The organism is Chromobacterium sp. W521 (assembly GCF_052805975.1).
Window position 1 is genome coordinate 15,530 of sequence record NZ_JBRBAF010000022.1, and the last position, 13,238, is coordinate 28,767.

Sequence of the window (13,238 nt, forward strand, 5' to 3'; positions counted from 1 at the left end):
GCGCCCCTCTCCCTTAAGCTTTCAGTGAGATCAGCGTGGCGGCCACCGCTTCCGCCGCCACAGTTTGTTGGTCCATCTCGGCGCGCAGCGCCTTGATCACCGCCTGACCCGTCTTGATTTCATTTTCGCCGACGATGACGGCGAACTGCGCGCCGCTGCCGTCGGCTTTTTTCATTTGCGACTTGAAACTGCCTTCGCCCAAGTGCTGCACCACCGAAAGGCCGGCTGCGCGAAGGCTTTGCGCCAGCTTCATCGCATACAGCGCCGCGCCTTCGCCTTGGTTCACCAGATAAATGTCGACGCTGCGTTGCGCCGGCAGCAGTTGCTTGTCCTGCAGCAACAGCACCACGCGCTCCAAGCCCATGCCGAAACCAATGCCGGCCGCGGGCTTGCCGCCCAGTTGTTCGATCAGGCCGTCATAGCGGCCGCCGGCGCAAATCGTGCCTTGCGCGCCAAGCTCGCTGGTCACCCACTCAAACACCGACTGGTTGTAGTAATCCAGCCCACGCACCAGTCGCGGGTTTTCCACGAAGTCGACGCCCAGCTCGCGGATCATCGCCTTCCAGCCTTCGTAATGCGCGCGGGACGCCTCGCCCAGATAGTCGGACAGCTTGGGAGCCTCGTTGGCCATCTGCTGCAAGGCCGGGTTTTTGGTGTCAAGCACGCGCAGGGGGTTGCTGTACATGCGACGCTTGCCGTCTTCGTCCAGAATATCCACGTGCTTTTCCAGATAGGCGATCAGCGCCTGACGATGCGCGGCGCGTTCCTCCTGGTTGCCCAGCGAATTGATTTCCAGACGCACATACTGGGACAGGCCCAGGCGACGCCACAAATCGGCAGTCATCGCGATGATTTCGGCGTCAATGTCCGGACCGCCAAAGCCCAACGCCTCCACGCCCATCTGGTGGAACTGGCGATAACGGCCTTTCTGCGGGCGTTCATGACGGAACATCGGCCCCATGTACCACAGCTTCTGGGTGGCATTGTACAGAAGGTTGTGCTCGACCACCGCGCGCAGGGTGCCCGCGGTGCCTTCGGGACGCAGCGTCAGGCTGTCGCCGTTCAGGCTGTCGATGAAGGTGTACATCTCCTTCTCCACCACGTCGGTGACTTCGCCGATGGCGCGAACAAACAGCGGCGTGGTTTCGACGATGGGGGTGCGGATATTCTGGTAGCCGTAGTCGGCCAGCAGCTCGCGGAGTTTGCCTTCAAAAAATTCCCACTGGTAGGACTCGGCCGGCAGCACGTCATTCATGCCTTTGACCGCTTGATATTTTTGAGCCATTGCTTGTTTTCTTGTATATCGCTTGAATCAATGCCCGGTCATTGCGCCAAACGCGCTCAAACGCCTACCGGACGAATCGGAATGGTGCGGCTGCCACCCTCTCGGCGCTTGGCGCCGCCTTCGCCATAACGGCTTTGCACGTAGCGATCAACCAAGGCGGTGAACTCGGCGGCGATGTTGTCGCCCTTGAGGGTAACATCCTTTTGACCGTCGACGTAAACCGGCGCCACCGGCACTTCGCCGGTGCCGGGCAGCGAGATGCCGATATCGGCCAACTTGCTCTCTCCCGGGCCGTTGACAACGCAGCCCATCACCGCCACCTTCATGTCCTCTACGCCCGGGTACTGCAAACGCCATACCGGCATCTGGGTGCGCAGATAATTCTGGATCTGGTCCGCCAGCTCCTGGAAAAAGGTACTGGTGGTGCGGCCGCAACCCGGACAAGCGGTCACCAACGGGGTGAAGCTGCGCAGACCCATGGTTTGCAGCAACTCTTGCGCCACCACCACTTCCTTGGTGCGCGCCTCGCCCGGCTGCGGCGTCAGCGAGATGCGAATAGTGTCGCCGATGCCTTGCTGCAGCAAGATCGCCAGCGCCGCGCTGGATGCGACGATACCCTTGGAACCCATGCCGGCCTCGGTCAGCCCCAGGTGCAAGGGGAAGTTGCAGCGGCTGCCCAGATCGCGGTACACGGTGATCAGATCCTGAACATTGCTGACCTTGCAGGACAGCAGGATTTGCTCGGCCGGCAACCCCAGTTCCATCGCTTTGTCGGCGGACTCCAGCGCGGAAACGATCAACGCTTCGCGCATCAGTTGCTCCAGGGGCAGCGGCTGGGCGACGCGGTTGTTGGCGTCCATCATTCTGGCCAGCAAAGCCTGATCCAGGCTGCCCCAGTTGACGCCGATGCGCACGGGCTTGCCGTACTCGATGGCGGTGCGGATCATGAAGGCGAACTTGTCGTCGCCCTTGGCACCCTTGCCCACATTGCCCGGATTGATCCGGTACTTGGCCAAGGCCTGCGCGCAGTCGGGATACTCCCTAAGCAGGCGATCGCCATTGAAATGAAAATCGCCAACCAAGGGGACGGCACAGCCGGCGTCGTCCAGGCGCTGGCGGATTTCCGCCACCTTGGCCGCCGCCTCCGGGGAGTTGACGGTGATGCGCACCAGCTCGGATCCGGCTTCCGCCAGTTCCAGCACTTGCCGCACCGTGGCCGCCGCGTCGGCGGTATCGGTATTGGTCATGGACTGCACCACCACCGGAGCATCCGACCCTACAATGACATGCCCCACCCGAGCCTGCAGGGTGGGGCGTCGCGCGATGTTCACGCTATCCATTCGCTACCTTGAATTACTTGAGTTCCAGCTTTGCCGTGGTGCCGCGGATCTTGTCCGAGAGGTCCACCGCTTGGCCATTGAAATTCACTGCCACTTGCGAGGCGTTGCCGATCACCAGCTTGAACGGCGGCGTGCCGACCGCTTCCTGGGTACTGCCCGGCTGCAAGGTCTGGAATACCAGCTTCTTGCCCGTGGCGTCCACCACGGACACCCAGGCTTCAGCCTCCTTGACCGTCAACACCAGCTTGCCGCTGGCGGCCGCCGCCGCGGCGGCGCTGGCCTGCGGCTTGGCAAGCGGCGGCGCCGACGGAAGCGGCGCGCTGGCCACGCTGGCCACGCTGGCCGCCTTGACCGGCTGCGGCGCGGAAGCCGGAGAAGGCGCGACGATGGCTGCCGGCGCCGAAGCCGGCGTCTCCGCGGAGAATGCGGCGGGAGCGGAGGCTTCGCCCATCGGCGCTGAAGACAGCTCAGTCGCGATGGCGGAAGAAGCGTCTGCAGCCGGCCGGCTGTCGCCGCCGTGGTTGCTGGCCAGCCATGCGACGCCGCCGCCCAGGGCCACCACCACCAGCAGGCCTACAATCCACTTGCCGGAAGAGCCGCCCTCCTCCAACGCCGCTGGCTCGCCGACATGCCCCGGAGCCTCATGCGCGCCGTCGCGCACCAGATTGGCGACGTCGTTGACAGCGGAAGGAAACTGCCTGTCCAGCGCATGCATCAACGGTTCGGGATCAATCTGCAAAAACCGGGCGTAATTACGCACAAAGCCGCGCACGAAGGTCGCGCCCGGCAAGATCGTGAAATCGTCGCGCTCTATCGCTTCCAACTGCCGCATCGACAGTTTCAGCCTATCCGCGACTTCCCCCAAACCCATGCCGGCCGCTTCGCGAGCGGCCTTCAGCCGGGCGCCGACGCTGGATTCCGTCGGTTGTCCCTGTTGTTCGAATTGTTGCTCCATCCTCAGCTTCCACTCAACAGCAGTTGTGTTTCTTTGGAATCCGGATAACGGTTCTTGAGCGCGGCGGAACATTCGCTTTCCAACGTCCTGTTGCCGCTCTTGCGCCCAATCTGCACGCCAAGCCACAGGTCGTCGGCTTGCAGCGCCGCGCTCTTGCCTATCCGTTCGAAATAGAAAGCAGCCAATTTGGCATTACCCAGCCCAAGATGCAACTGTGCTAATTCCCGCAGCGCGGGTGCGAAATTGGGCGCGGCGCGCAGCGCCGCCAGCAAGTAATCGTTGGCCTGCTCTTGATTGCCGGCCTTGGCACTGCAATGCCCCAGGTTCAAATAAGCCGTCTGAGGCGAATCATACAGCGGGTTGGCCAGCGCTTTCTGAAAATAGGACAAAGAATCCTGCAGCCGGTTTCGATCGCACAAAAACAAACCGTAATTATTGTTGGCCTCGGGGTTGCTTGGATCCAGTTGCAGGGCCTTGCGGTAATTGGCTTCGGCGGGCCCGTCCTCGCGCAACTGGGTCAAAACATAAGCTCGGGACACATAGGCCGGGACATAGGCCGGGTCCGCGGCGACGGCCTGATCCGCCGTTTCGAGCGCCACTTTGTAATTGCCGATCTTGGCGTATTCAATCGCCAGCTGGCTGCGTATCGTCGCCAACTCGCGCGACACCTCGGCATCGGCGGCAAATGCGGTTGAACTCACAGCCATCCATAAACAGGCCATCAACCCCATTTGCCGTATCGTCATTGCTTATTGTCCTCTACGAGCTGCATCCATTTGGCTTGACGGCGGGTTTTGTCCATCACTTGGCCTGCCAGTTGGCCACAGGCGGCGTCGATGTCGTCGCCGCGCGTTTTCCGCACCGTCACCACGTAACCGCGTTCCTGCAGAATTTCACGGAACGCGCGAATCGCATTGTTGCTGGAACGCTCATAACCCGAGTTCGGGAACGGATTGAACGGTATCAGATTGAACTTGCACGGCACGTCCCGCACCAGTTCCAGCAGTTGGCGAGCATGTTCCGGTCTATCGTTGACACCGTCAAGCATCACGTACTCGAAAGTGATGAAGTCGCGCGGCGCCTTTTCCAGATAGCGCTGACAGGCCGCCATCAACTGCGCCAACGGGTATTTCTTGTTTATAGGCACAATCACGTCGCGAATGGCGTCGTTGGGCGCGTGCAGCGACACCGCCAGCGCCACGGGGCACTCTTCGCGCAACCGGTCCATCTGCGGCACCAGGCCGGAAGTGGACAAGGTCACTCGCCTGCGGGACAGGCCGTAGCCATGATCGTCCAGCATGATCTGCATCGCGCTGACCACATTGTCGAAATTGGCCAGCGGCTCGCCCATGCCCATCATCACCACATTGGACACGACTCGCTCGTTCTTGGGCGTCACGCCCATCGCCTTATTGGCCCACCACAGCTGGCCGATGATCTCGGCGGTGGACAGATTGCGATTGAAGCCCTGGCGGCCGGTGGAGCAAAAAGTGCACTCCAGCGCGCAGCCCACTTGGGATGACACGCACAAGGTGCCGCGTTCATCCTCGGGGATGAAGACGGTTTCGACGCCGTTGCCGGTACCGACGTCGAGCAGCCACTTGCGGGTGCCATCACTGGACGCCTGCCCGGTCATCAGCGAGGGAACCTTTACTTCGGCGCGTTCATGCAGCTTGGCGCGCAAGCTTTTGGCCAGGTCTGTCATCGCGTCGAAGTCGGCTTCCGCCATCTGGTGCATCCAGCGCATCACTTGCTTGGCGCGAAACGGCTTCTCGCCCATTTCGGCGAAATGCCGGGTCAGCTGGTCCAGATTGAAGTCGAGCAGGTTGGTTTTCATGCATTCCTCGGGATAAAGCAAAGGCGGTGTGGACGACCGCCTTTTCGACGGAGCCCGTCCATGACGACAGGCTCCGCAAACAACGGAGTACTATGAGATTAGCGGGCGCTGATCTCGGATGCAGCAAAGAAATAAGCCACTTCGATCGCGGCGTTTTCCACGCTGTCGGAACCATGAACGGCGTTGGCGTCGATGGAGTCGGCGAAATCGGCGCGGATGGTGCCGGCTTCAGCCTTCTTCGGATCGGTCGCGCCCATCAGTTCGCGGTTTTTCAGCACGGCGTTTTCGCCTTGCAGCGCCTGGATCATCACCGGGCCGGACACCATGAAATCAACCAGATCCTTGAAGAACGGACGGTCTTTGTGCACGGCGTAGAAGCCTTCGGCTTCGGCGCGGGACAGTTGCTTCATCTTGGCGGCCACGATTTTCAGGCCGGCGGATTCGAAACGATCGTAGATTTTGCCGATGACGTTTTTACCAACGGCGTCCGGCTTAACGATGGACAAGGTGCGTTCAATTGCCATATAAATTCTCCCAAACATCAAGACAAGTGGCTAAACTTGAGTATTATGCAGCCACTCGGGTTACCCAATTTTGACGAACCCGATATTTTAGCAGTGTTTTCAACCATGTGCTGCACATTTCTCAGTCTCACGGACCATGCGCGAACAAAATCAACAAGACCCCGATAAGACCGGCGGCGAGGCCGACCTCAACAGCAAGCTGAAAAAGCGGTTGATGATCGCCGGCGGCCTGGTCGCCGTGGCGCTGGCCGCCATTCCGCTGACCGACAGCCTCAATAAACCCAAGGTGGAAATGACCGCCAGCAGTCAGAGCCCCAGCTCCGGCAAAATCATCAAGCCCGCCTCCGCCCCGGCGGAAGCGGCGCCGGCGCCCGCTCCAGCCAGCGCGCCGGCAGCGGAAAGCAGCGCCCCCGCGACGGAAGCCGCCGGCGCGCCGCAAGCGCCCAGCGCCGCCAGCCCAGCCAGCCCCGATCTGGACAAGACCCCTGCCGTGGTCAACAGCCGCCCGCCCGTCCACGCTGCGGCCCCAGCGCCGGCCCATGAGCGCGCGGCGGCGAAAGCGCCTCCCGCCCCTAGCCCGGCAGCGGCTCCGCCGCAGACGGCAGCCGCCAAAGCCTCGCCGGCCGAACCCGTCAAAGCCCCCCCGCCCGCCGCCGCCATCGCGACGGACAAGCCTGTTGCTCCAGCCAGGGAGGCCGCTGTCAAAGCCAAGCCGGCAGGCAGCTCTATCGGCTATCAAGTCCAGCTGGGCCTGTTCTCCAGCATCGGCAACGCCGAAAAACTGGTGAAGGAGCTGAAACAGCACGGCATCCCAGCCCATACCGTCACCCGCGTGCAGGTCGGCCCGTTCAAGAGCCGCGCCGAAGCAGACGAAACCATGGAGAAGTTGCGCGGCCTGGGTTATGCGCCGCTGTTGGCTCCCGCCGGACAATAAGAGCCTGTTTACGATCTGCCGCGCATCGTGCGCCGCACGGGGAGCACAACTCCGGAATGCTCATTGACAATGTATAGGCTCCGCTTTCTCAGCGGTTGTCGCTTTGTCTCGCATTCTCTCGCGAGAGCGAGAACACACTGGACATATAAAAAAACCCTCTTCGTCAGCGAAGAGGGTTTTTTCGTCAGGCTATTCCCTGCCATCAGCTCCAGTCCAGAATCACCTTGCCGCTCTGGCCCGACAACATGGCTTCAAAACCTTGCTGGAATTCCGCCACGGGGAAGTGATGAGTGATGATGGGGGTGATGTCCAAGCCTGACTGGATCAGCGCCACCATCTTGTACCAGGTCTCGAACATCTCCCGGCCGTAGATGCCCTTGATTTCCAGGCCCTTGAAAATGACATGGTTCCAATCGATGGCGGTATCGGCCGGCGGGATACCCAGCAGCGCCACTTTGCCGCCATGATTCATGGTGTCCAGCATCTGGCGGAAGGCCTGCGGATTGCCCGACATTTCCAGGCCGACATCAAAGCCCTCGGTCATATGCAGCTCGGCCATCACCTGCTTGAGGTCCTGCTTGGCCACGTTCACCGCGCGGGTGGCGCCCATCTTGCGCGCCAGCTCCAAACGGTATTCGTTCACGTCGGTGATCACCACATGACGAGCGCCGACATGGCGCGCGATAGCCACCGCCATGATGCCGATCGGACCCGCGCCGGTGATCAGCACATCCTCGCCCACCAGGTTGAAGCTGAGCGCGGTGTGCACCGCATTGCCGAAGGGATCGAAGATGGACGCCAGGTCATCGGAGATGTCGTCCGGAATCGGGAAGGCGTTGAAGGCCGGGATCACCAGGTACTCGGCGAACGCGCCCTCGCGGTTGACGCCCACGCCGAAGGTGTTACGGCACAGGTGACGGCGGCCGGCTCGACAGTTGCGACAGTGGCCACAAGTGATATGCCCTTCGCCCGATACACGCTGGCCGACGCTGAAGCCCTGCACTTCCGAGCCGATCGCTTCCACCACGCCTACGTATTCGTGGCCAACGTGCATGGGCACCGGGATGGTCTTCTGGGCCCAGTCGTCCCAGTTCCAGATATGAATATCGGTACCGCAGATCGCGGTCTTGCGAATCCGGATCAATAGATCGTTATGGCCGATTTCCGGCTTGGCCACATCGGTCATCCACAGGCCGCGCTCGGCCTTCAGTTTGGATAATGCTTTCATTGCTGTTCCTATCCGCCGCGGCGCCCTCATGGGCGCGCGGCGCTACGCCTCAGATCACGCCGAGTTCGCGGCCCACTTTGATGAAAGCCGCCACCGCCAAGCGAACCTGTTCTTCGCTATGGCGCGCCGACATCTGAGTACGAATGCGCGCCTTGCCCTTGGGCACCACCGGGAAGGAGAAGCCGATCACGTACACGCCCTCCTCCAGCAGCTTGGCCGCCATCTCGCCCGCCAGCCTGGCATCGCCCAGCATCACAGGAACGATGGGGTGCTGACCCGGCACCAGGGTGAAGCCGGCCGCGCTCATTTCCTGACGGAACAGTTCGGCGTTGCGGCGCACTTTGGCGCGCAGTTCCGCGCCCTCTCCGCCCTTGAGGATGTTCAGCACTTCCAGGCTGGCGGCGGCGATGGCCGGAGCCAGAGTGTTGGAGAACAGGTACGGGCGCGAGCGCTGACGCAGCAGATCGATGATGGCTTTGCGGCCGGACACATAGCCGCCGGACGCGCCGCCCAGGGCTTTGCCCAAGGTGCCGGTGTAGATGTCGACGCGATCGGCAACCCCGCACAATTCCGGCGTGCCCGCGCCGCTATCGCCGATGAAGCCTACGGCGTGGGAATCATCCACCATCACCAGCGCGCCATGACGTTCCGCCACTTCGCACAGAGTTTTCAGATCGGCGATGATGCCATCCATGGAGAACACGCCGTCGGTAACGATCAGCTTGAACCGCGCGCCGGCCTGTTCCGCTGTGATCAACTGCGCCTCCAGATCGGCCATATCGTTGTTCTTGTAACGGAAGCGCTTGGCCTTGGACAAGCGCACGCCGTCTATGATGGAGGCGTGATTCAGCTCGTCGGAAATCACCGCGTCCTCTTCGCCCAGCAAGGTTTCGAACACGCCGCCGTTGGCGTCGAAGCAGCTGGAATACAAAATAGTGTCGTCAGTGCCCAAAAAGCCGGAAATCGCCTGCTCCAAATCCTTGTGCACTTGCTGGGTGCCGCAGATGAAGCGAACCGAGGCGCAGCCGTAGCCGAAGTCGTCCATGCCCTTCTTCGCCGCCTCGATCAAACGCGGGTCGTCGGCCAGGCCCAGGTAATTGTTGGCGCAAAAATTCAGCACATTGCTGCCGTTGCTCAAGGCGATGTCGGCGCGCTGCGGCGTGGCGATCACGCGCTCGGGCTTTTCAAAACCATCGGCGCGAATCTGCGCCAGCGTGGCTTCAAGATGGGCTAAGTAGGTTCGGTTCATGACTGTCCTTGTCCAGGGATGACAAAAGAATCACCATTGCGCCGCCAGATGCGTGGCGACCCAAAAACTGGCACCATTCTAGCCCAGTCATTTCGCAGCCATCAGTGACAGTTCAACTTGTTTTTCCAAGATACTGTACCCTTGAAAAATTAATACGAGTAGACACTGTCACCATAAAATACTGCGTGCCGACAATCGTTACTTCATATATTTGGCGACAATTTTCTCCAGCTTTCCGCTTTCGCGCAGTTGTTGAAACGCTCTGCTCAACTTCAACGCGGTCGCATCCGACATTTTCGGGCTGCAGGCCATATAGATGCTGGTGGTTTGGACCTGCAAGGCCTCACGGATATTGTCGGTTGGCGTACCCACTTGTTTGATGGTGTAGTTGGCCACCACGTCATGCACCGCCCACACATCCGCCACGCCGGCAGCCAGTTCGCGCTCGGCTTCCTCTGGAGTGGGCCTGACGGAATAGGCGATATTGTTCTTTTTCAAATAATCCGCCATCGACGACCCCAGCAACACCACGACGCGCTTGCCCTTGGCGTCGTCCAGCGAATTCAAGACGACCGGGTGATGGCTGTTAATGAACAAGGATTGATTGCTTTCCATCACCAAGCCCACCCAGCGGTACATCTTCTCTCTCTCAAAGGAACGCGTAAAAGGCACCAAGCAACTGTCCGCGTCTTGCTGCACCTGCATTTGAGCCCGCTTCCAGGGGATCTCCGGCATGCGCACGCCCATGCCGGCCAATTGCACCGCCTGAGCCACCGCCTCCGCGGCGATGCCGCTCAATTTTCCGCCTTCCCCCTTCAACACCAGCGGCGGATACTCCACGCTGTAGATGGAAAGCGTCGACGGTTCCGCCGCCAGCGCCGCCAGGCTCCACAAGCCAATCATCATCCACCCCAGTTTCATCCCGTTGCCTCCGCCCAATGCCTATCACAGTCCTTAACATGATTTTTAGTCCAGCCGCCGGCGTTTGCGCATAGAAACCGCGCAGCCGCCGGCGGCGATGCTAGAATCTGCGCCATGTCCTTGTCCGCCCGTCTTATTTCCGTTTCCCTGCCCCTGCTGCTTGCCGCCTGCGCCAGCACCTCGCAACCCGCCGCGGTGGAGTCCGCCGGCTTTTACCGCGTCAAGCCGGGAGACACCTTGTTCCGCATTGCCCAGAACCACCGGGTCAGCGTGGCGAACCTGGTGCGCTGGAACGGACTGAAAGACCCCGGCAGCATCAACGCCGGCCAGTTGCTGCGCGTCTCCCCGCCCGCCGGCGCCGCTCAAGCCCCCGCCAAGCGCCCACAGCCCAGCCGGCCCGCGGCCAAGCCTTCCGCTTCGGAACCCAGCAAGCCCGCGGCTCGTCCGGTGGCCAACATCAAGCTGGTCTGGCCGGCCAAAGGTCCCATCATTGCTAAATTCAACGGCCAGGGCAGCAAGGGCATAGACATCGCCGGCGAAGCTGGCTCCCCCGTCCGCGCGGCGGCCAACGGCAAGGTTACCTACGCCGGCAAGGGCATCCGCAGCTACGGCAATCTGTTGATCATCCAGCATGACAACGCCCACCTCACCGTCTATGCTCACAATCAGTCATTGCTGGTCAAAGAAGGGCAGGCGGTCAAAGCCGGCGACGCCATCGCCACCATGGGCAGTTCCGGCACCACTCGGGTCAAGCTCCACTTTGAACTGCGCGTCCGCTCCTCGGCGGTCGACCCCATGCCTTATCTGACGGACTAAGCCGCACGGCCGCTTGTCAGCGCCGGCGACGAACGCGCAAAATACATTTCATGCATCATGCGCAACTCTATCGCCCGGACAGCATGGTTTCCGCTGCGCGGGCCAGAAGCGAGGAAGTTGAAAAGGCAAGCCAATGGGGAGATTACTGTTACTAGGCAGCTTGCTGCTGGCCCTCGGCGCCAACGCTCACGCACACAAGCTCGTCAAGGTGGCGTTTGGCGAATCGCTGGAGCCTTATGTGATGGAGGGCGGCCAAAACGGGCTGGAGCTTGAGATCGTGCGCGCAGCCCTGCAAGAACGCGGCTACCGGATTGAGCCGGTCTTCTTTTCCCAGCCCCGCCTGCCGATGGCGTTGAAGAACAAGGATATCGACGCGGTGGCCACCGTCGGCGAACAGGCCGGATTGCAAGCCGAGTATTCCGACGTCTACATCAGTTACGAGGATGTGGCCATCACCCTCAGCAGCCGTCGGATCCAATTGCACCAAACCAAGGAACTGGGCGCTTACCGGGTGCTGGCTTTTTCCCTGGCCAAGCAATATCTGGGCGAAGCTTTCAAGGACATGGCCAAAAACAACCCCAACTACGCCGAAACCGCCAACCAGGTGGATCAAAACCGGCTGCTGTTCCGCGGCTCCGTGGACGTGGTGGTGGCCGACCGCAACATCTTCGCTTGGATGAACCACAAGCTCGCCACCCAATTCAAGGAAAAAACCGCGCCGGTGGACATCCACCGGCTGTTCCCGCCCACCGTTTACCGGATGGCTTTCCGCAGCGCCCCTTTGAGGGACGAATTCAACCAGGGCCTGCGCGCGATTCAAAAAAGCGGGGTCTACAAACAAATCGTGAATCGTTACCAGAACCTCTGAGCGCGATTGCCGATGACAGCAAGATAGCCTAACCTTCACGGTTTGATTCCGCATCCTCCCGCGCACCGTGAAACCGTCCCGCTTGCTGTTTGCCCTATTGCCCGCGCTGCTGAGCGCCTGCGCCAACGTCAGCCCCCCCGCGCCTGTCGCCGCGCCCGTTGTCGCCCCCGTCCCCGCCGAACCGGAAACCCAGCCGCCGGCGGTCGAAACGCCGCCCTCGCCCCCTCCCGTGACCGCGCCGCCGCTCAGGCCCGCCTACAACGACCCTCAAGCCGGCCGCCTGCTGCTCAACCGTCTGCTGCCGGCAAAAATCCGCGACCGCCAGGGCTGGAGCAACGACATGCTCGCAGCCTTCACTCACCTGAAAATTCCTTATACCGCGGAGAATTTCTGCGCGCTGGCGGCGGTGATCGAGCAAGAGTCCAGTTGGCAAGCCGACCCCACCGTGCCCAATCTGCCCGCCATCGTCTGGGACAAAATCGCCGAGCGGGCTCACGGCTACCTGATCCCGCTGCCGGTGGTCAAAGCCGGGTTGATGAAGACGTCGCCCAACGGAAAAAGCTATAAGGCGCGCATCGACAGCCTGCGCACCGAACGGGAAATGAACGATCTGTTCGAAGACATGGCCCGTGAAGCCGGCAAGCTGGGGCTGCCGATGAGCATGAAGAACCCGATCCGCACCGGCGGGCCGATGCAAGTCAGCGTCGAATTCGCCGAAGGGCATGTCAAAGTCTGGCCCTACCCCTACCCGCGCAGCGGCAGCATCCGCCAGGAAGTGTTCACCCGCCGCGGCGGCGTCTACTTCGGCGCGGCCATCCTGCTGCAATATCCTGCGCCATACAGCCAGATGCTGTACCGCTTCGCCGACTTCAACGCCGGCCGCTACAGCAGCCGCAACGCGGCTTTTCAAGCCGTCATGGAAAAACTCAGCGGCAAGGATTTGACGCTGGACGGCGACCTGCTCAGCTACAAGGACGGCAAGGCCTACGCCAGCGCCACCCAAAGCGCGGTCCTCAGTCAGGGCGGTAAATTGGGCATGGGCCAGGGCGAGATTCTGCGCGACCTGAAACTGGAGAAAAGCGCGGCGTTCGGCCAAAGCGAGCTCTACCGCAAAACCTACGCGCTGGCGGACCAGCGCTTCGGCAAACCCGCGGCGCGCGAGCTGCTGCCGCAAATCGACCTGAAAAGCCCCAAGATCACCCGCAAGCTGACCACAGAATGGTTCGCCAAGCGCGTCGACGGCCGCTATCAGAGTTGCCTGGCCCGCGCGCGTTGATCCAG

13 protein-coding genes are annotated in these 13,238 nt (G+C 61.5%); 4 read left to right on the forward strand and 9 right to left on the reverse strand.

What is annotated here, in order from left to right; all coding sequences use genetic code 11:
- Positions 1–13 precede the first annotated feature (13 nt).
- The 6 genes from hisS to ndk all read right to left on the reverse strand — a co-directional run bounded on the left by hisS (position 14) and on the right by ndk (position 5,941).
- A complete protein-coding gene (gene hisS, locus ACUXV1_RS22390) occupies positions 14–1,285 on the reverse strand; it encodes a histidine--tRNA ligase (protein WP_043640481.1) in 1,272 nt (423 codons plus the stop codon).
- Positions 1,286–1,341: 56 nt separating this feature from the next.
- Positions 1,342–2,625, reverse strand: a complete 1,284-nt coding sequence (gene ispG, locus ACUXV1_RS22395; RefSeq protein ID WP_043640484.1) for a flavodoxin-dependent (E)-4-hydroxy-3-methylbut-2-enyl-diphosphate synthase — start codon at positions 2,623–2,625, stop codon at positions 1,342–1,344.
- A gap of 13 nt (positions 2,626–2,638) precedes the next feature.
- Positions 2,639–3,580: a RodZ domain-containing protein gene (locus ACUXV1_RS22400; protein ID WP_203389338.1), complete on the reverse strand. Its 942-nt coding sequence runs from the start codon at positions 3,578–3,580 to the stop codon at positions 2,639–2,641.
- A 2-nt stretch (positions 3,581–3,582) separates the two neighbouring features.
- A complete protein-coding gene (pilW, locus tag ACUXV1_RS22405) occupies positions 3,583–4,287 on the reverse strand; it encodes a type IV pilus biogenesis/stability protein PilW (protein WP_043640551.1) in 705 nt (234 codons plus the stop codon).
- Between the two features lie 35 nt (positions 4,288–4,322).
- Entirely contained in the window at positions 4,323–5,417 is a 1,095-nt protein-coding gene (gene rlmN, locus ACUXV1_RS22410) for a 23S rRNA (adenine(2503)-C(2))-methyltransferase RlmN (protein WP_019104100.1), read from the reverse strand.
- A gap of 98 nt (positions 5,418–5,515) precedes the next feature.
- Positions 5,516–5,941, reverse strand: coding sequence for a nucleoside-diphosphate kinase (ndk, locus tag ACUXV1_RS22415; RefSeq protein ID WP_043594449.1), 426 nt, complete (start codon positions 5,939–5,941; stop codon positions 5,516–5,518).
- A gap of 136 nt (positions 5,942–6,077) precedes the next feature.
- Between ndk and ACUXV1_RS22420 the strand changes: the two genes are divergently transcribed.
- Positions 6,078–6,875 carry an SPOR domain-containing protein gene (locus ACUXV1_RS22420; RefSeq protein WP_194427838.1) on the forward strand — a complete coding sequence of 266 codons (798 nt, stop codon included), beginning with the start codon at positions 6,078–6,080 and terminating at the stop codon, positions 6,873–6,875.
- 202 nt (positions 6,876–7,077) lie between these two features.
- Here ACUXV1_RS22420 and tdh read toward each other — a convergent pair whose 3' ends face one another.
- The 3 genes from tdh to ACUXV1_RS22435 form a co-directional block, all read right to left on the reverse strand.
- Positions 7,078–8,103 (reverse strand): L-threonine 3-dehydrogenase, encoded by a 1,026-nt coding sequence (gene tdh, locus ACUXV1_RS22425; protein ID WP_043640495.1) that lies wholly within the window; start codon positions 8,101–8,103, stop codon positions 7,078–7,080.
- Positions 8,104–8,152: 49 nt separating this feature from the next.
- Positions 8,153–9,352 (reverse strand): glycine C-acetyltransferase, encoded by a 1,200-nt coding sequence (locus ACUXV1_RS22430; protein ID WP_203389337.1) that lies wholly within the window; start codon positions 9,350–9,352, stop codon positions 8,153–8,155.
- Between the two features lie 198 nt (positions 9,353–9,550).
- Positions 9,551–10,273, reverse strand: coding sequence for a substrate-binding periplasmic protein (locus tag ACUXV1_RS22435; RefSeq protein WP_081555630.1), 723 nt, complete (start codon positions 10,271–10,273; stop codon positions 9,551–9,553).
- A gap of 114 nt (positions 10,274–10,387) precedes the next feature.
- On the opposite strand from ACUXV1_RS22435, the gene ACUXV1_RS22440 reads away from it, so the two are divergent.
- From ACUXV1_RS22440 to ACUXV1_RS22450, 3 genes are all read left to right on the forward strand, one after another.
- Entirely contained in the window at positions 10,388–11,089 is a 702-nt protein-coding gene (locus ACUXV1_RS22440) for a peptidoglycan DD-metalloendopeptidase family protein (RefSeq protein WP_194427837.1), read from the forward strand.
- A 133-nt stretch (positions 11,090–11,222) separates the two neighbouring features.
- The gene (locus ACUXV1_RS22445; RefSeq protein WP_114152513.1) at positions 11,223–11,957 is read left to right on the forward strand and encodes a substrate-binding periplasmic protein; all 735 of its coding nucleotides are present in this window, start codon (positions 11,223–11,225) and stop codon (positions 11,955–11,957) included.
- 67 nt (positions 11,958–12,024) lie between these two features.
- Positions 12,025–13,233: a DUF1615 domain-containing protein gene (locus ACUXV1_RS22450; protein ID WP_043640506.1), complete on the forward strand. Its 1,209-nt coding sequence runs from the start codon at positions 12,025–12,027 to the stop codon at positions 13,231–13,233.
- Positions 13,234–13,238: the final 5 nt, after the last annotated feature.